Source organism: Roseibium sp. MMSF_3412 (genome assembly GCF_030733265.1).
Taxonomy (GTDB): Bacteria; Pseudomonadota; Alphaproteobacteria; order Rhizobiales; family Stappiaceae; genus Roseibium.
Genome location: NZ_JASHJI010000024.1, coordinates 45,777 through 69,830, shown reverse-complemented (window position 1 = coordinate 69,830; position 24,054 = coordinate 45,777). Strand labels below are relative to the sequence as shown.

At 58.6% G+C, this 24,054-nt stretch carries 19 protein-coding genes; 11 read left to right on the top strand and 8 right to left on the bottom strand.

Annotated elements, in window-relative coordinates; all coding sequences use genetic code 11:
• Positions 1–62: 62 nt before the first annotated feature.
• The 5 genes from RBB49_RS27215 to RBB49_RS27195 all read right to left on the bottom strand — a co-directional run bounded on the left by RBB49_RS27215 (position 63) and on the right by RBB49_RS27195 (position 5,184).
• Positions 63–551, bottom strand: coding sequence for a type VI secretion system tube protein Hcp (locus tag RBB49_RS27215; protein WP_306146115.1), 489 nt, complete (start codon positions 549–551; stop codon positions 63–65).
• 201 nt (positions 552–752) lie between these two features.
• Entirely contained in the window at positions 753–2,276 is a 1,524-nt protein-coding gene (gene tssC, locus RBB49_RS27210) for a type VI secretion system contractile sheath large subunit (protein ID WP_306146114.1), read from the bottom strand.
• On the bottom strand, positions 2,277–2,831 hold the full coding sequence (gene tssB / locus RBB49_RS27205) for a type VI secretion system contractile sheath small subunit (RefSeq protein WP_306146113.1): 555 nt from the start codon (positions 2,829–2,831) through the stop codon (positions 2,277–2,279).
• Positions 2,832–3,106: 275 nt separating this feature from the next.
• Positions 3,107–4,396, bottom strand: coding sequence for an ImpA family type VI secretion system protein (locus RBB49_RS27200; protein ID WP_306146112.1), 1,290 nt, complete (start codon positions 4,394–4,396; stop codon positions 3,107–3,109).
• A 68-nt stretch (positions 4,397–4,464) separates the two neighbouring features.
• Positions 4,465–5,184, bottom strand: a complete 720-nt coding sequence (locus RBB49_RS27195) for an OmpA family protein (protein ID WP_306146111.1) — start codon at positions 5,182–5,184, stop codon at positions 4,465–4,467.
• Between the two features lie 388 nt (positions 5,185–5,572).
• Between RBB49_RS27195 and RBB49_RS27190 the strand changes: the two genes are divergently transcribed.
• The 11 genes from RBB49_RS27190 to RBB49_RS27140 all read left to right on the top strand — a co-directional run bounded on the left by RBB49_RS27190 (position 5,573) and on the right by RBB49_RS27140 (position 22,298).
• A complete protein-coding gene (locus tag RBB49_RS27190) occupies positions 5,573–7,399 on the top strand; it encodes a type VI secretion system Vgr family protein (RefSeq protein ID WP_306146110.1) in 1,827 nt (608 codons plus the stop codon).
• A 114-nt stretch (positions 7,400–7,513) separates the two neighbouring features.
• A complete protein-coding gene (locus RBB49_RS27185; protein WP_306146109.1) occupies positions 7,514–8,035 on the top strand; it encodes a hypothetical protein in 522 nt (173 codons plus the stop codon).
• Positions 8,036–8,057: 22 nt separating this feature from the next.
• The gene (gene tagH, locus RBB49_RS27180) at positions 8,058–9,866 is read left to right on the top strand and encodes a type VI secretion system-associated FHA domain protein TagH (RefSeq protein ID WP_306146108.1); all 1,809 of its coding nucleotides are present in this window, start codon (positions 8,058–8,060) and stop codon (positions 9,864–9,866) included.
• A 74-nt stretch (positions 9,867–9,940) separates the two neighbouring features.
• The gene (gene tssK, locus RBB49_RS27175; RefSeq protein WP_306146107.1) at positions 9,941–11,275 is read left to right on the top strand and encodes a type VI secretion system baseplate subunit TssK; all 1,335 of its coding nucleotides are present in this window, start codon (positions 9,941–9,943) and stop codon (positions 11,273–11,275) included.
• Positions 11,275–12,906, top strand: coding sequence for a type IVB secretion system protein IcmH/DotU (gene icmH, locus RBB49_RS27170; RefSeq protein WP_306146106.1), 1,632 nt, complete (start codon positions 11,275–11,277; stop codon positions 12,904–12,906). Before tssK ends, icmH begins: the two co-directional genes overlap by 1 nt.
• A gap of 40 nt (positions 12,907–12,946) precedes the next feature.
• Positions 12,947–16,600 carry a type VI secretion system membrane subunit TssM gene (gene tssM, locus RBB49_RS27165; protein ID WP_306146105.1) on the top strand — a complete coding sequence of 1,218 codons (3,654 nt, stop codon included), beginning with the start codon at positions 12,947–12,949 and terminating at the stop codon, positions 16,598–16,600.
• 10 nt (positions 16,601–16,610) lie between these two features.
• Positions 16,611–17,297 carry a type VI secretion system-associated protein TagF gene (tagF, locus tag RBB49_RS27160; protein WP_306146104.1) on the top strand — a complete coding sequence of 229 codons (687 nt, stop codon included), beginning with the start codon at positions 16,611–16,613 and terminating at the stop codon, positions 17,295–17,297.
• A complete protein-coding gene (locus RBB49_RS27155; RefSeq protein WP_306146103.1) occupies positions 17,294–18,061 on the top strand; it encodes a PP2C family serine/threonine-protein phosphatase in 768 nt (255 codons plus the stop codon). Before tagF ends, RBB49_RS27155 begins: the two co-directional genes overlap by 4 nt.
• Complete coding sequence (locus tag RBB49_RS27150; RefSeq protein WP_306146102.1) at positions 18,058–19,959, top strand: serine/threonine-protein kinase; 1,902 nt, start codon at positions 18,058–18,060, stop codon at positions 19,957–19,959. The genes RBB49_RS27155 and RBB49_RS27150 overlap by 4 nt, the downstream gene beginning before the upstream one ends.
• A 36-nt stretch (positions 19,960–19,995) precedes the next feature.
• Positions 19,996–20,418 (top strand): biopolymer transporter ExbD, encoded by a 423-nt coding sequence (locus RBB49_RS27145; protein WP_306146101.1) that lies wholly within the window; start codon positions 19,996–19,998, stop codon positions 20,416–20,418.
• Positions 20,415–22,298 (top strand): hypothetical protein, encoded by a 1,884-nt coding sequence (locus tag RBB49_RS27140; protein ID WP_306146100.1) that lies wholly within the window; start codon positions 20,415–20,417, stop codon positions 22,296–22,298. Before RBB49_RS27145 ends, RBB49_RS27140 begins: the two co-directional genes overlap by 4 nt.
• On the opposite strand, the gene RBB49_RS27135 is transcribed toward RBB49_RS27140, so the two are convergent.
• From RBB49_RS27135 to RBB49_RS27125, 3 genes are all read right to left on the bottom strand, one after another.
• Positions 22,290–22,961, bottom strand: coding sequence for a MotA/TolQ/ExbB proton channel family protein (locus RBB49_RS27135; RefSeq protein ID WP_306146099.1), 672 nt, complete (start codon positions 22,959–22,961; stop codon positions 22,290–22,292). The genes RBB49_RS27140 and RBB49_RS27135 overlap by 9 nt on opposite strands.
• Before the next feature lie 35 nt (positions 22,962–22,996).
• Positions 22,997–23,428, bottom strand: coding sequence for a hypothetical protein (locus tag RBB49_RS27130; protein ID WP_306146098.1), 432 nt, complete (start codon positions 23,426–23,428; stop codon positions 22,997–22,999).
• Between the two features lie 69 nt (positions 23,429–23,497).
• Entirely contained in the window at positions 23,498–23,956 is a 459-nt protein-coding gene (locus tag RBB49_RS27125) for a DUF1036 domain-containing protein (RefSeq protein WP_306146097.1), read from the bottom strand.
• Positions 23,957–24,054 lie beyond the last annotated feature (98 nt).

The window sequence follows — 24,054 nt, the reverse complement described above, 5'->3', positions numbered from 1 at the left end:
AATTTCGCCCCAAAAAAGAACGGCTGCCACCTGCTTGGGTGGCAGCCGCTTCGGCAAATGCCTTACTTCTTTTCGTTCGCTGCGATGTCCCAGGCGAACTCCGGTGTTGCACCTTTGGAGCCGTCCGGCTTCTGTTCGGTGTACATCACCTTGTATTCACCGAAGTTGAGCGAGCAGTTGTAGGTGACCCGGTCTTCGGCTCCGCTGCCACCGGTGGAGAAGCTGGAGACGATAAGGTCTTTCATCTCGATCTTCAGGTACTCGAGCGGATTGTCGCCCGCCGCCTTGCGGCAAACCAGTGTACCCTTGGAAATGTGCTTGCCTGTCGACAGGTGCTGCAGAAGGGCAGTCATTTCCTTACCGACAAACATCACCAGGTTCAGGTCCTGAAAGTGTGCCTTGCCGCCGCCGGAACCGGAACCCATGTGGGTCGTACCGGACTGCGATGCGCCCCAGGACCAGGACAGGATGTCGATCTCGTCCTTGTGCGTCTTGTCCTGAGATTCGCCTTTGATACCATCAAGTTTCAGAAAACAATCAACCTTAGCCATTTTGATAAATCCTCTTTGTGTTCAGGCCGGTAATTCGCCCGGCACTGGGTTTCCAATACTTGCATCTAACTCAGACCTTCTGGCCCGAACCCCTGAGAGCTTTCGCGTCTCTTTTAGACCTCCACCCGGTTGTCCCGGATTGCACCCTTTGAGGGTGCAGGCCATCCGGACGGGCAATCGCCCGAATGGCTGTCTTGTCGATCAGTTTCCGTCTTGCGGAATGCGTGAGGCAAGGCTCATGCCGATGTCCATGCCTTCAAGCTGGTAGTGCGGACGAAGGAAGAACTGGGCTCTGTAGTAGCCGGGGTTTTCTTCGTCCGGGATGATCGTGACCTTTGCCTCGCGCAACGGCTTGCGCGCCTTGGTTTCCTCGGTCGAGTTGTCCGGGTCACCATCCACGTAGTCCATGATCCAGTCGTTCAGCCAGCGCTGCAGCTGCGGCGCTTCCTTGGTCGAACCGATCTTGTTGCGCACCATGACCTTGAGGTAATGAGCGAAACGTGTCGTCGCGAACATGTAGGGCAGGCGGGCGGACAGGTTGTCCGAAGCCGTTGCGTCCTTGCCGTCCGGACCGGAGAACTGACGGGGCTTGAAGACCGACTGGGCACCAAGGAAGGCCGCCTGGTCGGTATTCTTGCGGTGGATCAGCGGGATCAGGCCAAGACGCGAAATTTCATGTTCGCGGCGATCGGAGATCGCGATTTCAGCCGGACATTTCTGGTCCACGCCACCGTCGTCGGTTTCAAATACATGGGTCGGCAGGTCTTCAACCAGGCCGCCGCTTTCCACGCCGCGAATGCGAACCGTCCAGCCGTACTCCTTGTAGGCACGGTTGATGTTGGTTGCCATCGCGTAGGCAGAGTTCATCCACGCGTAGTTGTCGTGGCTGTCTTCGCCGAATTCTTCCTCGAAGGCGAATTCCTCTACCGGATCGGACTTTGCACCGTAGGGCTGGCGAGCCAGCACGCGAGGCAGGGACAGTCCGAGGTAACGCGCGTCTTCGGATTCGCGGAGCGTGCGCCACTGGGCGTGAATTTCCGTGTCGAACACCTTGGAAAGGTCGCGTTTCGTCGGAAGTTCCGTCCAGCTTTCCATCTGCATCAGCTGCGGGTCGGCTGCTGCCAGGAACGGTGCATGCGCTGCCGAGGCGATCTTCGACATGCCGCGCAAAACCGTGATGTCCTGCGGGTCGTAGCCGAATTCATAGTCACCGACCAGGCATCCGTAGGGCTGACCGCCGAGCTGACCGAATTCAGCTTCGTAGATCTGCTTGAACAGCGGGCTCTGGTCCCACTTGGCACCACGGTAACTCTTGAAGACCCCGGCAAGTTCCTTCTTGGAGATGTTCAAGAACTGCAGCTTCAGGGAAGCGTCGGTTTCCGAGTTGTGAACCAGGTAGTCGATGCCGCGCCACGCGCTTTCCAGCTTCTGGAAGGAAGGCGCATGAATGATCTCGTTGACCTGCGACGTCAGTTTCTCGTCGAGTTTCGCAATCATCTCGTCGATCGTGTCGTAGACGTCGTCCTTGATGAGCGCCTGATCGGACAGAGCCTCCGCAAGGAACGTCGACATGGCATTATCGACAAGTTCATTGGCGGTTTCGTTTTCGCTCTTGATGCGGAAGTTCTGCTTCAAAATGGAAGCAAATTCCTCAGGGCTTTTTTCACCTGCAGCTTCCGCAGCAGCCGCACCACCCGGTTGTGCGCTTGTGTCGGTGTTGCTCATTTATGCCTCCTCTTTGTCCCCACCGTCGGCACCATCGCTTTTCGAAGCGGCGGTTTCGGCTTCCATCTTCTGAGCAAGTGCCTGCATCAGGGCCGGATCACGGGTCAGCTCCTCCAACTGGCTGATCGCCTGAACGCGGCCGTCCATCATCGTGCGCAGGGCGGCAAGACTGTTGCGCGCATCAAGAAGCTTTTTCAGTGCCGGAACCTGTTCGGCAACCTTGCCCGGCGTGAAATCGTCCATGTTCTTGAACTTCAGCTGGACGCTCATCTTGGTGTTTTCTTCACCGGAGAGCTTGTCTTCAACGGTAAAGGACGTTCCCGGCTCGATCGCTTCCATACGCTTGGAAAAGTTGTCCATGTCGATATCCAGGAACTTGCGCTCATCGACATCGTCTTTTTCAACGCCCGGGCTGTCGCCGGAAAGGTCGGCCATGACCCCCATCACGAAAGGCAGCTCGACCTTCTGTTCCGCATCAAACGGATCTTCGTAGAAGATGTGCACCCTCGGAGGTCTGTTACGCTTGATAAAGCCTTGCCCGCTATTTGATGCCATTTTACTTGCCTTTCGCTTTTCTGACCTCAGAAATAAAATCGAATATTGTAAAGTACCTGTAGAGCTTTGAGTCTGTAGAGACGTTGCTTGCTGTTCATCGTGTCTGATGAACTTATATTTACTGCGCTTGCCGATAAATTGAAGTGACGGCAGTCACATGTTTGTCGCTTTGAAAAATTCCCCCAAATATTGAGAACCCGTTGCGGCTTTGAGTCAAGGACAAGTGTGGGAACTCTAGGGAAACAAGGGTCTTGCGCATCAGAATCACCTTGACCTCACTCTTCTTCTTCTGGACGAAGAAACAGATTCAGGAGACCCGTAAACGATCCTGAACTCATGTTCTGAGCCTCTTCCAGCATCATGGGAATCGGACTGGTGGGTTCATTTGCGGAATAGTAACCCTTGACGGCGCTGATGCCCGATATCGCGTCAGCCCGGTTTTCTATGACCATCACAGAAAAGTCGTCGATGTCGCCAAGTTCCCGCTCGTCACCATCGTTGAGCTCGAGCAATCGGTCATTGGAAAGCTGAAGTCCGCTCGCGCCGAGGAGCAGGGAAACTTCGTCGAATCTCTTGGGCATCAGGATCTTGAGCGCATCGAGATAGGATTTGCCGACCAGTCCTCTCGCCTCGCGCACCAGGAACAAGGCAGGGTGAGAAGGTTCGCGTGAGGAGAAGTAATCCTCGACAGCGTCCAGAATCAGTTTCGCCTGTGCCGCATTCCTGATTTCAAGGCTGGACGCTGTTCCTTTGCCGGCTTCCGAAGCCTGACTGGCTTCATCGCCGCCCGGGGCGGACGCATCGCCATCTTCGGCGGACATGCGGCCAAGACGAACATTCAGTTCCGTATTGATATCGGTGATGAGCGTTACCAGGGCGTCGTAGTTCGGTGCTGTCGCCTTGGCGTCCGCCGCCTTGAGTTTTTCCGCGCAGGTTTCCGAGATGCCACGAAGTTCGTCGGGGAGTTCCGACAGATCCTTCAGAACCTGTTCGATGACTTCCTGTTCAAGTTCGCCGGACGTCAGGGCCGCTTCGATTGCACCCAGTGAAATGGTGTGTTCGTCCTCGCGCGCCGTCAGATCCCCCGTCGCGATCTTGATGGCCCGGTAACTGATGGGCCCGCTGCGTCGTGTTTTCAGAAGGGGAGCGGCCTCGAGCGGCAGAATGACCGTCGGCCGGCTGTTGAATGCCTCAAGGGCACCCATGCGTTCCATGAAGCCGAAGTCGGCATCCATCGGGTGCACTTCGTCCCAGAGCGTTTCAAGCAACTTGCGCAATATCCTGACAACATCGGCAAACTGCTGGAGTTGTCCGCTCAGCAGCGAAAACTGACCGAGCATGACCAGCAGCCGGATATCCCGGGATTGCTTGAGAAAGCCATCCATCTGCTTGTAGATGTCTGAAAATTCTATTTCGGAACGATCAAAGTCGGAGAACCGTTCCGGCAACATCTCCTCGCAGGAGTCCATCAGCGCCGCAAAGGCCGGTTCCGTATCATAGAGGTCGGGTCCGCATCCGGCGCCGGGAGAGATTTCGACGCCATATTTCTCCGGATCGAAATTCATTGATCAATTTGCCCCACTACAAAAACCCTGCCGGAAAAAGCCCGGCAGGGCAGCCGCCGCATTCGACGTTATTCGAAGACCAGTTTGCTTTCGACGCGTCTGTTCGCTTCATTGTTGACGTCCGCCACCTTCGGGCGTGTTTCGCCGTAGCCAACCGTCTTCAGCCTGTTTCTGCCAACGCCGAGCGATACCAGATATTCGGTAACCGCCTGGGCGCGGTCTTCGGAAAGACGCTGGTTGTAGTTGAGCGAACCGATGCCGTCGGTATGGCCTTCGATGACAAAGACCGCACTTGCGAGCTCGGGATCGGCGATGCCTTTGGCGAATTCCTTGAGATTTGCTCTCGCGGACGGGCTCAGGCGCGCGGATGCGCGCTCGAAGGTCACCAGCAGATTGAAGCCGGCGTCGATGGCCTTTGTTTCCGGATCGACGGCAAGCGTGTCCGTGCTCGCGGTCTCGCTGGTCTGGCCTTCCGCGTTTTCAGGCTTGACGGCCACCTGACCGCCTTCTGCCTTGGCACCGTTGGGATTGCATTCATCCCGGGTGCCAATGCAAAGAGCGCGGGTTGCACCGGTCGGTTTGAGAGACCGGGTCTTGAGTTGCTTGAAGTGCTTGCTGACTTCGTCGGCCGAGTAGGTTGCGTCCTGGGCAAACGCGGTCCCGGGCACAATTGCCGTTCCGGCAATCGTCAGCGAAAGCAATGTGGCGGCGAGCAAACGGCGTGGTTTGGACACAGCGGTTAGTGAATTCACATTGCACACGCCTGAGACGATTTGGCGATGGGTCACGATCTCAATCCTCCCTTTCGGAGCTTGCGCGAGCGGACTCGCAGTGGATGTTGAAATATATCGTGCCATAACCTGAAAATATTAATGTGGTGCAAGTCACTAAAGTACGTTTTGATGTCAGTATGTCGAATTGTGGGGAATAAGCAAGAGGAGTACAGCGTGAGATATTCGTGAGATAGTTAACGAGCTAATGTGATTTTTCTCGAGTGTTCTTGATTGCCCGGCTTAGTGCCAAACAACTCTTGGTAATTTTTGAATTCGGTGTTTAAATTTTTGCAATAACTGTGTTCCCTAGCACATCGGTTTTGGCAGATTCGTCATAAATAAAGGTACAGATGCCCTTAAGCGGCAGCCGTATTGAACCGCAGTTTTTTTTAAGGAGACTTCCGTGGCCACTGGACAACTCAGACAAACCGATCGGATGGCCGAACTCAAGACAGTGTTTGGCGTTGATGAGCTCTCCTTGGTCACGCTTGAATGCGATGAGGGATTGAGCGACGAATTCGACATTCGCCTGGATGTCGTCAGTCAAAAGGAAGATCTTGATTTCGATCAGGCGCTGGCAACGCACGTGACCGTAAAGGTCAGGACCAACAACGGTGACACCCGCTATTTCGACGGTCTGCTCACCAACGCCCGCTGGCTCGGTCACAAGGACGGTTACTACCGCTACAAACTGAACCTGCGTCCCTGGTTCTGGCTGCTGACCAAAAATTCAAACTGCAGAATGTTCAAGGACAAGTCGGCCCCGGACATCATTGCAGAGGTTCTCGGCGAGCATGACTTCGCGGATTTCGAGAACAAGCTCACCGAGAGTTACGACCCGATTCACTACTGCGTCCAGTACAGGGAATCGGACTATGATTTCTGCTGCCGCCTGATGGAGGAGTTCGGCATTTCCTACTGCTTCGAGCACAAGGACGGCAAGCACACGATGATTCTCGCCGACGCCAAGTCTTCCTACAGCCCGATCGAAGGCGATCCGAACATTCCCTTCATCGACCTGGGGGGAGACAGCCAGCGCGACGTGGAACATCTGTATCACTGGGCCGGCGGCCGCGCTTTCCGGACCGGAAAATTTGCCATCAACGACTATGACTTCGAAAAGCCGAGCGCATCTTTGGAAGCAGACAAGGATGCCGGCTCTTCGTACCGGGCAGGGTCGCTGGAAAGCTATGACTATCCAGGCCGCTATACCGAGAAGGACAAAGGCACCAAATACAGCAACATCCGTCTTCAGGCCGAACAGGCCGGCGACAATCGCGTCGAGGCTGCAGGCGAAGTACCGCGCTTTTATGCCGGCGGTCTTTTCAATCTGACGGAGCACCCGCATCAGCCACAGAACAAGGAGTACCTGATCGTCCGCGCCAGCCATCAGATCATCACCGAGAGTTACCGCTCGGGCGAAGCGGGCGCACAGGGTGAGGCCTATACCGGCACGTATGATGTCCTTGCGTCCGACATTCCGTTCAAGACACCGGCCAACACGCCCAAGCCGCGGATCCCGGGACCGCAAACGGCCAAGGTGGTCGGCGATGGCGAGATTGATGTCGACGAGTACGGTCAGATCATGGTCGAATTCCATTGGGACCGTGACAAGACGCAATCGCGCCGCGTGCGCGTTGCCCAGGTCGTCTCCGGCAAGAACTGGGGCGGCATGTACATTCCCCGTGTCGGCCAGGAAGTCATCATCCAGTTCCTTGAGGGCGACCCTGACCAGCCAATCGTGATCGGGACCGTGTATAATGCCGACAACATGCCGCCTTATCCTCTGCCGGGCGAAAAGAACAAGTCAGGCATCAAGACCGATTCAACGGTTGGCGGCGGCGGCTACAACGAGTTCGTCATGGACGATTCGAAAAGTCAGGAGAAAATTGGCATTCACGCCCAGAAAGACATGGAAACAGTCGTTGAAAACAATGACGACCTTCATGTGAAGAACGATCGTACAACCAAGATCGACGGCAATCGAACTGAAAAGGTCGGCGTGAATGTGACGGAAGACATTGGGCAGACCTGGAAAGTCAAGGCGGGAATGAAGATCGAGTTCAAATGCGGCTCAAGCAAGATCGTCATGACCCCGATGGGCATAGAAATAAAAGCCCTCCAGGTTAAGATTCAGGGTCAGATGCAACTGGATGCAAAAGGACTGTTCACGACGGTCGAGGGACAAGCCTTCAACACCATCAAGGGCGGCATGGTGCTCATTAACTGACGAAGTACGAGTTAACAGAGCAGGCACGCAGACGGAGTGACGGAAATGGGATCTCGTATCCGGTTTACAAGCGCAATTCAGGTCTTTCAGACCTTTCCGGACCTTGAAGAGGAGATGACGCCGCCCTCAGGTGACGTCTCTCCCCAGGATTTCACGCTGACCCTTCTGCAAGGGGAGGATCCGTACGCCGCACTCCTCTTTTTCGCACATGTCCTGCCCAAACGGGAGGCTGTGTGGTGGGGCCTGCGCTGTGTCACCGGTCTCGATCAAAGCAAAACTCCCGAGGACCTGAACATGCTTGAGTTGGTCACCGCGTGGGTTCAAGACGGCGACGAGGAGGCGCGTCTGTCGGTGCAGGCAGCCGTTGATGAGTTCAAAGGTGACAGTGCGTCGTTCTGGATCGGCCGCGCGGCCAGCCTGTCCGGTGGCTCTCTGTCCCCGAATCCTGAGTTTCGGGTAGACACGCTTCCACATCTCACGGCAGTTTGTGCCAACGGTGCCGTGCAGTTCGCAATTGCTGCACTTGGGCCTGGCGTGCGCGAGAAAGCGATGGAAGATTGCATTTCTGCAGGTATTTCCTTTGCAGAAGGTGGGGCAATGCCTGTCGTTCTTGCAAAGCAGCAAGCTGCAGTTTGAAGGAACCGGGGGACCAGTGGGCATGCGGATTACGCTGCAGATCGAGAACGTTGACCGGCTCGAAACCGGGGGGCAGGTGTCGTATTCCTGTGCCGACCGCGGTTTCGATATCGGTCGGCATGAGCATCTTGACTGGAGTCTGCCGGACCCGCAGCGTGTTATTTCCGGCAAACACTGCGAGGTCCGTTTTGAAGGTGGGCAATTTGTCCTCTATGACGTTTCCACCAATGGAACGTTCTTGAACGGCAGTCCAAACCGCATGGACAAGGCCCATGCCCTGCGTTCCGGTGACAGGCTGATGATTGGCGACTACATCGTTGCCGTCACGCTGGACGCTGAACAAAGTGCAGGTGCTGGATTTTCTGGTGCGTCGCCCGTCGGCGCGGACCCGTCTTATCCGTCCCAGGCAGCGCCGTGGCAGTCACCCGCACAGGCACCCGCGCAGGCACCTGCACCACCTTCAGAGCCTCAATGGACGCCCGCACAGCCTTCCGCGCCGCCTCCGTATCCGGTTCAGGAAGCGAGCAGCCCGTGGGGCACGCCCGCGCCGACGGGCATGGAAGGCCGTCACGCACCACCGTCGCACGCGCCGGGTATCGGAACCCCCGCAGACGACGTCTGGAGCCAGCAGGGCCATGGCTGGGGAAGCGCGGACCCGGCGCTCTACGACCCGCAATCAAGGCAGCCGGAAGCCGAGCCGGTGCGGCCGGCGCAGGCGGATCCGCTGGATCACCTTGCGGCGCAGCCACATGTGCAGCCTCAGGAAGCACCCGTACAACCTGCACCGCCGCCCCCCCAGGCTGCGGTGCAGGCGCAACCGGCGGCACCTGCAGGGCCCGGCGCCGAATCTCCGTTTGCCTCCACTGGTCCGGACACGGCTGAACAGGGGACATCTGAGCCCATGTTCAAGATGCCGGATTTGGAACCCTCTCCGGAGGCGGGCGGTTCTTCCGCGCCCGCTGACCAGGAACCGTCAGGCAATGTCTTTCCCGAGGCCGAAACAGCACCGGCACCGGCCGAAGCAGGCAGTGCGGAAGCGTCGCCATTTCCCGAGGCTGCGCCGGTTGCCGAGACAGCCCCGGAACCACCGGCACCCGATCCCGCGCCGGTACCTGCCGCAGATAATGGCGAGCCGCAGCAGGCCTCCCAGGCCCCCGCAGTTGAAGCCCCTTCCGAGACGGCTGCTCCGGAACCGGTTGCGACTGCGCCGGTCTCCGAAGGGGCAACGCAGGCTACGGGGGATGGAACGGACATTCTCAAAGCGTTCGCGGAAGGCGCGGGGATTCCGGAAAGCCTCCTTGCAGACCGTGACCCGGAAGAGTTCGTGCGCGAAATCGGTTCGATTCTCAACGGCATAACAAGCGATGTCATGGGTCTGCTCCAGGCGCGCAGCAAGGTCAAGGCAATGACCCGCAATGCGAATCGGACGCTCATCAGCCGAAGCGGCAACAACGCATTGAAATTCTCGCCGACCCCGCAAATGGCATTGCAGACGATGCTTGCGCCGAATGTTGAGGAAACAGGTTATCTGCCGTTGCCCAAGGCGATGTCGGAGGCGTTCAAGGACATTCAGAAACACCACGTCTGGACCTACGCCGCCATGCAGAAGGCAGCCGCCCGCTTCGATGAAACACTGTCGCCAAAGGCAATCGAGGAAGAGGGACAGGTCGGCAAAAGCACCTTCGGCAACCAGAAGGCAAAGTTGTGGGAGCGGCTTCAGGAACGCTGGACATCCTTGTCCGGTGCTTATGACGATGGTGTCGTCGGCGTGTTCACCCAGTATTTTACGGAAAGCTACGAAGAATTTTCGAACGATGAGTCAGAGCTTTAGGACAAGAAGATATTTTGAGGCCTTCGGGCGTCAAGGACGCTTTGGCGTTCGTAAGGTAAGGGAGCAGTGCCTCTATGTCGTGGTATAGCAAGGTTGCATGGACCGAAGGTCTGTTTCTGAGGCCGCATCATCTACAGCAGAGCGACCGATATGCGGAACACCTGCTGGATGAACGCGTCAGGCTTGCCTCTCCCTACCCATGGGGCTTCTCCGATATTGAAATTGATCAGGATGTCGGACAGCAGTGCCGGTTTGCCCTGCGGTTCGGACGCGGGATTTTCCCGGATGGTACGGTTTTCAATTTTCCCGCCGACGGCACACCGCCGCCCGCGATAGACGTTCCGGAAGATGCGGCCGGACAGATCGTATGGCTCGGCATTCCTGAAACCACCGTCAATGCCGTTGAGGTTGCTGACGGACGCGAGGATGCGGCAACGCGCTACCTGCAGGGCCGCGAGACGATCATCGATTCAACGTCGGCGGTTCGCCAGGAAGAGGAAATCGATGTTGCACACCCGCGGCTGACCTATTCGATCCGCTCAACGCCGCATCCCGGTCATGTCTGCTTGCCGGTTGCCAGGATCACGGAAATCAAGGATCGCATTGTCATCACCGACGGAACCTTTGCGCCGCCGGTTCTTGCTTGCCACGTGCACCCGGTGATCACCGGCTGGATCGATTCCGTCATCGGCTGGGTCGAGCGCAAGTTGAGCGAGCTTGCCCGCTATGCAGCGGACACGTCGGCAGGCGGAGGTTTGCAGAATTTCGACTACCTGACACTGCAAATGCTCAACCGGCTCCATCCGCAACTGATGCATTTGCGCAAGTCTGCCTATGTCCATCCCGAACGTCTTTATTCGGAGTTCCTGCAGCTCGCGGGTGAGCTTGCGACATTTGCCACCGAAGAACGCCGTGCGCGAAACTATCCCGTTTACGACCATGACAAGCTGCACGACATCTTCAAACCGGTTCTTGCGGACATTCAGGCCTTCCTGTCTGCCGGTTATGACCGCCGCGCGATCCGTTTGCCGCTCGAGCAGCTTGCACCGAATGCCTTCAAGTCGACGATTGTCGACCGCAACCTGTTCTCGCAGGCAAACTTCGTCATCGAAGTTGCGGCCCGTCGCCCGCTGACCGAAATCCAGAACGAATTCCCGCGCCTGTTCAAGGTCGGACCCTTTGGCCAGATGCGTCAGATCGTCTATTCGAACCTGCCGGGCATCCCGCTGATCCACATGCCGGTCCCACCCGCGCAGATACGCGCGCTGACAGACAGGGTCTATTTCAGGCTCGACAAATCGACCCCGCTCTGGCGCGAGTTCAGTCAGGATTCGGCAATCGGGTTGCAGTTTTCAGGGAACTGGCCTGATCTGCAGCTCGAGTTCTACGCAATTCGGGAGGGACGCTGATGTCGGACAACGACGATCCCTTTGGCGTTTCCAAGCGCAAGGGAAAAACGATCGTCCGGCCAAACCCGGGAGGGCGCTGGAGCGAGACATCACAGCCCGGCGCTCCGCAAGGCCAGCCTCCGGCCGCGCCTCCGCCACCAGGCGCCCCGGCGCCGGGACAGGCGGCTCCGCCGCCACCGCCACCTGCAGGCGCGCAGCCGGGAGCACCCGATCCCTGGCAAGGCGGGCGCGGCTCCGGACCTGATCCTTATGCGCCGACACCGGCCGGTTACGAATACGGCCAGCAGCAGGCACCGGACATAAGGACGCCGCCGCCCGCACAGCCGCAGTCTCCGCCACCTCCGCCGCCGCAACAAGCGCCTGCGCCGGGGGCAGCACCCGGTGCACAGGCAACTGGACAGCTGGCTCAAACGCCGGACATCAACCAGATCCGCGTTGCCAACCGCAACCCGATTTCACGTGCAGCCGCTCCATTGCTTCTGCTTCTCGGCCGGCTGCACCTGACCATGACGGATGCGCAGTTCGATGCGCTCATGCGCGACGTTTACAACGCGATCAAGACCTTCGAGAAGGATTTGCGCAACGCCGGTATTACCGATGACCAGATCCAGTCGGCCGCCTACGCGCTCTGCGCCACGTCGGACGATATCGTCCAGAACCTGCCATCATCGGGCAGACACCAGTGGACGCAGTATTCCATGCTGACCCAGTTTTTCGGTCAGGCGACCGGCGGCGTTGAATTCTTTCAGGTTCTGGAAAAGGCAAAGCAGGACCCGGGCCGGAACTTTGGCGTTCTGGAAGTGATGCATGCCTGTCTGTCGCTCGGCTTCTACGGCAAGTACAGGGCAATCCAAGGCGGCCAACAGGGGTTGGAACGCGAACGAAGAGACCTGCACGAGATCCTGAGGCGCGTTCGGCCGCGTCCGGGAGACGATCTGTCTCCGCACTGGCGCGGCCTTGAACTGCTGCAGAGGCGCACCCGGTTTTCCGTGCCCATCTGGTCCGTTGCCGCCGTTGCCGGCGCCCTTTTGCTTGGCGGCTATGTCACCTTGATGCTTCTTCTGGCCAGCGGCAGCGAGGTGATCGCCAGCCGCTCAAGCGCGCTGTACCCGACAGGTCCGATCGAACTTGCACGCGAGGGCTATCAGCCGAAACCGCCACCAGCTCCCGCACCTCCGGAAGATGCGCCGATCGACGCGATTTCCGAACAGCTTGCCGGCATCGACGGCCTGGAAATCCAGCAGGCCGGCCCCGCAATCATGCTTCGCATGCGCGCGCAATTCGATGTGGCGGCGGCGACATTGCGTCCGGAATTCCAGTTGCTGGTCGAACAGGTCGCGCAGACCCTCAACGAGGTTGAAGGCGAGATTCTCGTGGTCGGGCACACGGACAGCGATCCGATCCGCAACAATCCGCGATTCCCGACCAACTGGCATCTTTCGGTCGAACGGGCGAAGTCGGTCGCGGCTGTCATGCAGGCGCTGTTGCAGACACCCGAAAGGGTTGAGGTTGAGGGCCGCGGCGCGGAAGAGCCGATCGCACCCAACACCAGCCGGGACGGGAAGGCGCTCAATCGCCGGGTGGAGGTGTTTTTGAAACCTCCGTCCAAGGGACTGGTTATCGACAACTAGACGTCAAATCCGGGGCAAGGTTAGAAACAAGGTTTTATCAATGAAATTCTGGCTCGGAATAACGGCAATAGTCATAGGCATTTTGGCCTTGATTGCTCTGATCTGGTTCGGTGGACCGTTCCTGGCAATTGCGGGCGTGCGTCCGTTCGAACCCCTTTGGGTGCGTCTGCTTCTTGTCTTTCTCGTATTGCTGACGATTGGCGGCTGGACCGGTTACCGGATCTACAAACGCATTGCGGCAAATCGTGCCCTGGAACAGGAAATTCTTCAGCCGAAGGCAAGCGAAGAAGATCTGCAAATCATGTCTGAGCGCATGAAGGATGCGCTCAAGACCCTGAAAACGGCCAGCGGCAACGCACGCACCTACCTCTACGATCTGCCCTGGTACCTGATGATCGGACCACCCGGTGCCGGCAAAACAACGGCCTTGATGCATTCCGGGCTCAAATTCGCCAATTCAAGGGGCAAGGGTGAAGCCCAGAAGATCGAGGGTATGGGTGGAACCCGGTACTGCGACTGGTGGTTTGCGGAAAATGCCGTTCTGATCGATACGGCGGGTCGCTACACGACCCAGGATTCCGACGAGGAGCATGACAGCGAAGCCTGGCTCGGGTTCCTGAAGATCCTGCGCAAGGCACGGCCGCGTCAGCCCGTCAATGGCGTCATGGTGTCGATCAGCCTCGAGGATCTGATGACCCTCTCCGACACGGAGTTGAAAGAGCATACCGACGCGATCCGCGCGCGCCTGATCGAGCTTTACAAGACGCTGAAAATTGATTTTCCGGTCTACGTGATATTCACCAAGGCGGACACCGTTGCAGGGTTCATGGAATTCTTCGGCTCCTATCCGGAGAGCAGACGGAACCTTGTCTGGGGCGCGACGTTCCAGACCCGCGAAAAGAACAAGAACATGGTCGCGGAAACGCCGGCCGAGTTCGATCTTCTGGTCGAGCGCCTCAACGAGGAACTGGCCGACCGGCTGCAGGAAGAGCCCGATCCGAGAGCGCGGTTGATGCTTTACGGCTTCCCGACGCAGATCGCCGCGCTTAAGGATCGCCTGAGCGGCTTTCTCAACGCGATTTTCGAACCGAGCCGCTATTATCCAAACGCGGTTCTGAGGGGCTTCTATTTTACCTCAGGCACACAGACCGGCACGGCGATCGACCGGGTCATCGGTTCCATGAGCCAGGCTTTCGGAACCTCCTACCAGGCGGCAGCCCTGTCGGGGCAGGGCAAGAGCTACTTCCTTCGGGATCTGGTCAACAAGGTGATTATCGGTGAAGCCGGCTGGGTGACGCATAACCGGCAGGCGGTGCGCATGGCCACGGCCGCCCGGATTGCGGCCTATGCGGCGATCGTGCTCGTGACGCTTGGTCTTGGAACCCTCTGGACCCTGAGCTACCTGAACAACAAGGCGCTCATAGATGACACCGCAAAGGCGGTCGCGACGATACGGGCGGAAGGTGAAGGGGTGCTCGATCAAAGGATCGTGCGCGATGATAGCTTGCGCGATTCTGTCTATATCCTGTCGCTGTTGCGCGGGCTTCCCGTGGGCTATGACAGCCGGAACGATCCTGTGCCCTTCATGGAACAGTTCGGTTTGAGCCAGCGCGAGCGCCTCGAGGCTGCCGGCGTCACATCCTATCGCAGCGGCCTTGAAAGACTGCTCCGTCCGCGTCTTCTGCTGCGTATCGAGGAGCAGATGACCGACGTTCTCGACAACCGTACGGGACCGGGCGGACAGGACATCGATACGCTTTACAACCTCACCAAGCTCTATCGGATGGTCGCCGGCGATGCACCGGAGATCGACAAGGATCAGATCAAGAATTCGTTCCGTGCCGATTTCCTGCAAAGCTTCCCCGGCCCGCAGGGCGAGGTGCTGCGCAATGAACTGAATTCCCATATCGCAGCCATGCTGGATCTTGATTTCGGCGGCAACGTTCTGACCGATCAGCTTGACGGCGTCCTTGTTGCGGAGGTCCAGCGCGAACTGGCGCGGGTAAGCCTGGCCGAGCGCGGCTACGCCTTGTTGAAATCGAGGTCGAAAGGCATTGCAAGCGAGGACTGGATCGCCGAACAGCGCGGCGGACCGGACATGGAGACCGTGTTTGAGACGGTCAATGGCGACACGCTCGACACGGTCCTTGTCGATCGCTTTTACACCTATCCTGGCTTCCATCTGTCCGTCTTGCCGAACCTGGCAGGCATTCGCGAGGAACTTGAACGTGACAAGTGGGTTTTCGGCGAGATCGGCGATGCCAACGCCTTTGCCGACCAGTACCAGTCGTTGCCCGGCGAGGTTCTTGCGCTGTACACCAAGGACTTCATCGAGGCTTGGGAAGAAGCGCTTGGCAATCTCAAGTTCAAGTCGATGCGCAATGACAAGCCGCTCTACACGACGTTGCAGGCGGTGTCCGCACCCACGTCGCCGGTGGTGCAACTGCTTGAAAGCATCCGCAGAGAAACACTTCTGACTCAGGACCTGTCGCAGGAAGGCGTTGCCAGTGCGCTTGATGGCGGCAACGCCACTGAAGCCGGCAAGGAGGCCGGTGCGAAGGTCTTCCAGTACTACGTTCTCGACAGGGCCGGCGGTCTGAAGCGGATCGGTCTTGAGGCCGGCATCAAGGCGCTTGCGCCCGGTGGCGTTTCTGATGCGTTGAACGCGGCGGCCGGAGGAGGGGGCCCGGCCATCATTCCGGGCAAGGGCATCGAGGATCATTTCCGGCCCTATCACGTGCTGGTGGAAGGCGAGAACAGTCGCAAGATCGATGCGCTTTTGGTCAACTTCAAGAACATTCTCGACAATCTGCTTGTTGTTGCAAACAACCCGATCCAGAGCGAAACCGCGAACTCCAATGTGCAGATCCAGGCATCGCTTCTCAGGAGCAATGCAACGCGCTTTCCGAAGCCGTTTGACCAGCTCATCCTGCAGGCGGCCAAGGAATTCGACGAGGAGTTCAAGGAAACCTCGATCACGCAATTGAACGAGAAGCTCAAGGCCCAGGTGGTCGACGCCTGCCGCAGGATCGTGGCGCGGAACTATCCGTTCACGAACGGCCGGTCGGAAGTTCCGATGACCGAGTTCGCAAAACTGTTTTCCCCGGCCGGCATCATGCAGCAGTTTTTCGACCAGAACCTGAAACCGCTTGTCGATACTTCGTCGCGGCCGTGGAACTGGAAACCCGAAGTCGCGCAGGCTGACCGGTTGTCCAATGCCACGCTGCGCCAGTTCGAGCGGGCCGACCTGATCAAGGAGGCATTTTTCCCGACCGGCAACGCGTTCCCGTCGATCGGTCTGCAAGTGGTACCGCGCGCCCTGTCCCAGCAGGCGGATGCGGCAAGTCTCGAAGTGAACGGCAATCTTGTTCTTGTCACCCGTGGACCGGGTTTCAACGCCGATATTCAGCCCCTCCCGGCAAGTTTCGACTGGCCGAGCAACACGGCCACCCCGCGCGTTGTTCTGGTCATTCAGCCGGAGGTACCCGGTTACAGGTCCCGTCAGGAGGTTCACGGCGACTGGGCATTCTACAGGTTCATCCGGGCCAACAGGGTCAGCTCGGGACAGAACAAGTTTGTGATCCGCAAGACGCTTGGTGGGCGGCAGGTCGCCTTCACGGTCACGCTGCGCACCAAGCCGAACCCGTTCTTCCTGTCTGCGGTCGGTGACTTCAAGTGCCCGACGAGTTTCTGAGGGGACCTGGATGCAGCCAGACCTGACCGGATATTTCGGGAAGTTGCCGGACCGCGCGGATTTCGTGACAGGTCGTTGTCCGGACGGGTTTTTGAAGCTGTGGGAGCCATTTCTGATGCGCGGGCTCGCGCAGTCCAGACAACAACTCGGAGATGACTGGGAGGAGGCCTATATGACAATGCCGGTTTGGCATTTCCTGGTAAGACCGTCTCCCGAGGCCGGTGCATCCCTAGTGCCCGTTGCCGGTGCGCTGATGCCGAGTGTCGACAAGGTGGGGCGCAAATTCCCGTTGACCGTTGTTGCGGCGCTGGATGATGCCGGTTTTTCCGGCCAGCCCTTGCAAGACTGGCATGACGGCGTGGAAGCGGTTCTTGTCGGTGCGCTTCATGAAGAAGCGACCCTCTCCGGTTTCCAGCATGCCGTCGCAGATCTCGCAGCACCGGTCGCGGACGCAGAAGGTCAGGCAACCGCTGCCTGCGAACACTTGGAGCCGGACCCGGAAACAAGGGACAGCGTCGCATCGCGGTTCTGGTGCGAAGCCGGACCGAAGTCCTACAGGTTCGACTGCGACGGTTTGCCGTCACCGGAGGCATTCCGCTGGCTTCTTTTGCCGGAAGCATTCGAGCCGGACACGGACAAAAGGGAATTGGCAGGGCAACAACATGGGCGATATCAGGAGGAGGATCATCGAACATGAACCAGCAGATTTCCGAGGAACTGCAGGGATTTTCGATTGGACTGACTCACGTTGGCTGTGTGAGAAGCGAAAATCAGGACACGTATTTCTGCGACGAAGCCAAGGGTGTATTCGCCGTCATGGATGGTGCCGGCGGCATGCATGCGGGCGCGATGGCGTCCGGGCTTGTCAAGAACGCGCTCGGCTACATCCGTGCGCCGCACAGCGCCGTCGATCTATTGGATCAGTTCGAAGGCCGGGTAATCGATGCGAAGAAAGACATCGAGAGTGTCGCGGCCAAGGCCAACGGGGCGGCGATGGGCACGACAATCGCGGCACTTCTTGCGTACGGAACGGATTTCGCCTGCCTCTGGGCGGGGGACAGCCGCGTCTATCGTTTGCGCGACGGCACCATGGAACAACTCACCACCGACCACACGGAGGCGCAGGAACTCGTGGACCAGAATGTGCTGACACCGGAAGAGGCGAAGAACTTCTCCAGAAGGCACGTTATCACCCGCGCGATAGGTTCAGGACTTGAGCTCGAGCTTGAACTGGTCTCGGGAAATCTCAGGCATGGCGACCGCTTCCTGCTCTGCTCCGACGGGTTGACGGGCCATCTCGAAGATGCGGTCATCTCGAACATGCTCCTTGACGGCGCGCAGAAATCGGTGGCACAGCACCTTTTGTCCGGGGCCCTGGAAAAGGGCGGCACGGACAATGTCACGGTGGTCGTGGTGGACTTTGACCAGGTCAAGCGGAGTGAAGGAGTGGGCCGTATATGAAGCCGGATGACCATTTGCTGCCGACCGGCACAAGGCTGAACAACCTCTACGAGATCGAGGAACACATTGCCGACGGCGGCATCGGAACCGTTTATCGTGCGCGCGACGTCGAAAGCGGTGATCCGGTTGCGATCAAGGTGTTGCTGGCAAATTTCGCCAAGGATCCCCTGATCCTCGATCTTTTCAAGCGCGAAGCGAAGATCCTGCGGAAACTCAAGCATGATGCCCTGACGCATTACTTTGTTTTCGCCAAGGAGCCGACGCTCGGTGTCTATTATCTCGCCATGGAGTTCGTGGGTGGACCTTCGCTCAAGTCACGGCTTGAGTCGGGCCCCTTGGAACCGGAAGCAGCCTATCGGCTGGTCATTCGCCTGGCCTCGGCCTTGCAGGATGTGCATGACAGCGAGGTCATCCACCGCGATCTTTCGCCGGACAACATAATCCTGCAGAACGGCGATGTCGGTCAGGCGAAAATCATCGATTTCGGTATTTCGCGCGCCAATACCGGCGGGCCCACGATCATCGGCGACGGTTTTGCAGGCAAGGTCAACTACGTCTCTCCTGAACAGGTCGGTCTGTTCGACGGCAAGGTGACGGCCAGAAGTGATATCTATTCGCTTGGTCTCGTCATCGCGGAGGCGTTGACCGGGAAACAGCCAGATATGGGCGGTACTCAGGTAGAAATGGTCGAAAAACGGCGGATTGTCCCATCTCTTGATGGCGTCGACAATCGGTTTCGGCCGCTGCTGGAAGCCATGCTGCAGCCGGATCCGTCGAACCGGCCGGCCTCGATGGCCGACATCGCCCAATGGACGCTTGGCGCGCCCATGTTCAAGCCGCGCGAAGACAAGACGATCATCAGGCCGTCCGCTCCGCCGCCTGAGCAGACTGCGCTGGATCTGCCACCTCCGCAGGTGCGCTGGGGACGGCAGATCCTTGTCGGCCTGTCCTTGCTGGGCTTTGCCGGTGTCGGTGCTGCCGGGGTTTACTTCCTGGCAGGGCAATCGGTTCCGCAGCAGGACCAGAAACCGGTCCTTGTGGCGCAGCCGCGGGACAATGCGCCTGATGCGCCGATTCAAGACACGGGGCAGGCGGATGATACGGCATCGCAAACGGGAGACAATACAGACAGCAGCGCGAGCGATCAGGCACAGGACTACACCGTCCCGGACATTCCGATAAGGACGGACGACCAGGATGATGTCGCTGATATCAGCCCGGTTTTGCCTGATACTCCGGACGACGATCCGGTCGAGGATCTTGTCACGCAGCAGCCGGTAAAACCGGAAGACCGGGTGCGGAATTTTGTGGCCAACTACAAGTCCGGAGAATGCATGTATTTGCAGCCTGTCCGGATTGCTGCCAACTCCGCGGAGATCGAGGGGTTCGCTTCCCGTACGCCGCCCTTTATCGCATTTGACAGCGACTTCACCCAGACACAGGGATTTGAGGCGAAAATCCAGGCGAATCTCGTGTCGGATGCCCAGTGTCCGGCCGTTCAATTCCTGAGGGCGACACCTCAGGGAAGTGAAAAGACCGAACTTCGGCTGGACATGCAACGCACCGTGGTGCCGAACGGTGAGAACATGGCCGGACGAATCTCGGGATTTGACGCGTCAACAGGTGAACTTGGCCTCCTGTTCATCTCCAGCAGCGGAAATGTCGTCAACCTGTCTCCGTTTCTTCAGTCGGATGACGGAGGCGCGGGTTTTGTTGTGCCGCTCAGTCTGAAAACGCCTTCGGAAGAGACCGGCCTGATCATATCCATGGTTGGTGATGGTCTGGTTGCCAGCCTGGCGGGCCGGCGCGAAACGCAGGCCGATGCCTACTTCGAAGCGTTGATGGAGGAACTTCCCATCTTGCGGGCGACCGCGACCACGGTCAAAGTGGTACCCTGAAGGAGAAACTGCCAGGAAGGCAGGTTTTAGGTCGCAATGAAGCGTTACACGAAGCCGATTCATTTGCCGAAACCGCTGCCCGGCAGATCAGCGGACAGTTCGCTCGCCCTCATCAACGTCGTTTTCCTCCTGCTGTTGTTTCTTCTGGTTTCCGGTACCCTGCGACCGCCGCTCCCGGATGCGTTTGAATGGGCCGAGACGACCGAAACCGAAGGGGAAGGACAGGTCCGCAACACGCTGGTGCTCACGCGCACAGGTGACATCTGGTTTGAAGGCGAGATTCTTGATGAGGCGGGCTTTGACGGCTTTCTTGCCGATCTTGCGGGCCGCACCGAGACCTTGTCAGTTCAAGTCGACCGCCATGCGAAAATGGAGGATCTTGGCCGTCTCGCCACGAGAATGCGCACTGCCGGCGTCAAAGGGTTGAGTTTCGTGACCATTGAGGCGGAAAATCCGTGACGGTCGCTGTCTATAACCTGGGCGGCGAGGCACGCATTCCCGCGTCCGTCTGGACGGCGGTCCTCGGCGTTTCGGTTGCCGTGCACATCGCACTGCTCGTCTATGGAATTTCGCTTCAATTCGCCGATCCGCAAGATCCCGATATCGCGCAAACCGAGATTGTCATCGAAAGCGAAGGACCGGTTTTCGAAACCACCGAGCAGGTCCAGTCCGTGGTTGCCGAAGCGGCACAGCCCGACGCCGTCACGCCTCAAGCCGCTGGCCAAACCGCTCTTCAACCTGTTTCACCAGATGCAATCGAACAGGCACTGACACCGTCCGTCTCCGAGCTGCAGCCCGCCCGGGTTGAAGCCGTTCGTCCCGCTGAAAGTGTAACGGCCGTTTCCAGCGCAGTGTCGCCCCTCGTGCAGGAACCGGTCGAGGTCGAGGCAGCTCCGGTTCCGCCGACGGAACAGGTTGAGCCGGGCAAAGCCGAAACGGCTGTGCCGCCGGCGACAGATGTTGCGGTTGCAGCGCCTGTCCGGCCGGTCGCCGCAGCACAGCCGGAAACGGCAGACAAGGTTGAGCAGACCAGTTCGAGCGTCGTGTCTCCTGCAGCAACAGTGGTCACCGGCGTTGCCCCGGATGTTGTTGTCGTTGAAGCCATTCCCGAAGATACGCCGTCAACTGCGAGCGAGCCAGAAACCATCGTCGCCGTTCCGAGTGCCGTTCCGGCACAGACCGGTAATGAAGTCGCTGTTGTAACGAGCGTCCAGCCAACCACGCAGGTCGCACCGCAACCTGTCGAAACCGCTGTCAGGCCGCCGGAAGCAACTGTCGCACCGCCGGTCGAGACGGTGACGGCGGCTGCAAGTCCGGCACCTGTCGCGACCACGGCGAGTTCTTCACCGGTCACCGCCGTTACGCCGTCTGCCGGCGCAGTGCAGGCAATCCCGTCGACGGACGCCACGCAAAACGTGGCCGTCGCAGAGAGTGCGCCTGTCAGCCGGGTCGAGAGTGAGGCCGTCCCCGTAGCAAGCGCCAGCCCCGTCCAGGTGGCCCCGGGAAATGTGCAGGCGGTTGCTCCGGCAGAAGAGCAGGTTGCCGCGGTCCAGCCCTCGGAAATCATTTCACCGTCCGTACTTCCAAGCGACCCCGAAACGTCCAGTGTTCCTCCGGCGCCAACCGTTTCAGATCCCGAGCCAAACGTGCCGCCGGAAGACGTACCGACGATCGATCCGCTTGCGAAGGTAACGGCTTATGTTTCCGACTACGATATCGGCAGCTGTGCGCATATAACGGTCCTGGCAGCCGGAACCAATACAGCGGACATCCTCGCATTCGGTGTCGGTATCCCCCGTTTCATGGAATTCTACAGCAAGTTTCAGGGAGCGCAGGGCTATGTTCCCGACATGCAGGTGCGTCCAATCTCAAATGGACAATGCGCCGTGCTCGACACGCTCGAAACCTCCAACGGGATCGAAGCGCCGGGACTGGTGCAACTGGCGAGAACAAACATCAGAAGCGGATCTCAATTGGCTGGCGTCATACAGCGCGATTTGCCGATCGGGCGTATTGCGCAGGCGGAAGCTGCGGGTCTGGAGTTGAACGGGAAGGGGCCACCGGAACTCTACCTTATTGACAGGAACGGACAGATTCACGATGCCCGCAAGTATGTTCGCCCCGAAAACAGCACGGACAGAATTGGGGGCTGGCGTTTCAGTTTTCCGGTCTCGTTTCCAGGCAACGAACAGAACGAATACAGCCTGATATTGACCATCTGGAACAGACCGAAAGAGAACCAGCCCGCTCCGTTCACAAGACGGCCGGCAGGGCGTATTGCCAGCGTTCTTGCAGAGCCGGGCGTTTATTCGATCGAGGCGTTCAAGGTGTCACGATGACGGCTGCTGCGCGCCGGTCCCGGCGGTAAAGACACCTGTCAGCAGCACTTCAAGCGCTGCCCGCTCTTTTTCCAGGCGCGTTTCAAACCAGGTGACGGCGACGGATACGGGAATAGCGACGGCAAGGCCGCAGGCCGTGGTGAGGAGCGCGACCCAGATGCCGCCTGCCAGTGTGCCCGGATTGGCCGCCGAGCCGGATTCCTGCAGCGTCTGAAAGGTTTCGATCATTCCCAGAACAGTACCGAACAGCCCGAGCAGCGGCGCTATCTGGGTCACGAGATCAAGCGCCTTGAGCCAGCTTGCAAGGGCGAACAGCCGGTCCGCCGCCCGCGCGGATATCTCTTCGCGCAATCTCTCTTCGCGGATGTCGCGTTCCTGTGGTCCAAGCGGCTGGTTCTCCAGCATCTGGATCGCGTCCATCGCGCTGCGGATAAGCCCTGCGGAAAGGGAGCGGTCCTTGAGAAGGACCTGCGTGGCCTTTGTCCGGTCCCCTGTGCGCCACATGGTGACGGCCTGGCGGACGAGCGTGTGGCGGCCGACCCGCGCGTTCGAGAATTGAAAGGCCTTGGCAAGGATGACCGCGAGCGCGAGGATCGAGATCCCGAGCAGCACCAGGACAACCGGTCCGCCCAATTCCAGGAGTGAGGAAGACGACTCAGGCATTCAGATCCGGCTCCATTCGGTCTCGGTTGACACGCTCAGTCGCCGAACTGAATGGCTGTCCGGTTCCCAAGGTCCAGCAAATCGGGGCAATAGACGTCGGTGACACTCGCCGGAACGCAGTTCAATACGTCGTTTATGTGAAGCCTCGACAGGCTGTCACAGGCCTTTCCGGCAAGGTCGAACTGGAGAACCTTGGTTTTGCCTGCAGAAATGCGCGAGAACTCAAGACGCAGAAACTGGTCGACAAGGCCATCGGTGTTGAAGGCAACGATTTCCAGGCCAAGCTGGTTTATCGGGCGCTCCAGACCGTTTGTTGCGATGATGGACAAACGGCATCCGCCGTCCTGTGTTGGCTGGACATGGTTCAGTTCCAGACTGATCTTGCCGGTCGGTGCCTGCGCAAGCGCGGGCGCAACACAGACAACACACAAAAAACAACTTGCGACGAACTGCGTCAAAAACCGCATGTAATTCCCCCGAAAACATCACGCCGAAACGATAACAAAATCAGCACTCAACGCCATCTGACACAAAAATCAGTCATATGACAACAAAACAGTCCAGTCTTCGGCACCTTCTGTCTCGATCTTGAAAAAATCCGCTTCGATCAGGCCCCTCTGCCAGCATTGATCGCCATCGAAAAGAACGAACTTTTCCTGTCGGATACAAAGCGTCACGTCACCGCCAAGCCGTCCTTCGCCGAAACCGTCCGAGACATGAAGGTAGTAGTTTGTCGCCTTGAGAGGTTCCTGGAGGACCTGGCTGCAGGCGTTGGAGGTAATCGTCCACCAGCCTTCGGTCCGCAAACCATCCTCGGTGTCGTATCCGATCGCCACATTCACCAGATCGACGGAACCGTTACAGACGCGCAATCCGGCATGGGCGCTCTGGGGCGCTGTCAGCAGCATGAGTATTGCGACAGACAAAAAGGTGGCGACCCGGCGCTTGAGCCGCGCGCGTAAAATCCGGTGCATGAAGCAAGCAGCCGTTACCATGAAAGAACACACTCCGATCATTGGGAACTTACGCTAAGCAAGAGTGCTGCCACCGTCAATTTCCCGTTCGCGATGCGGTTTGACGCCGCGCGTGAGAA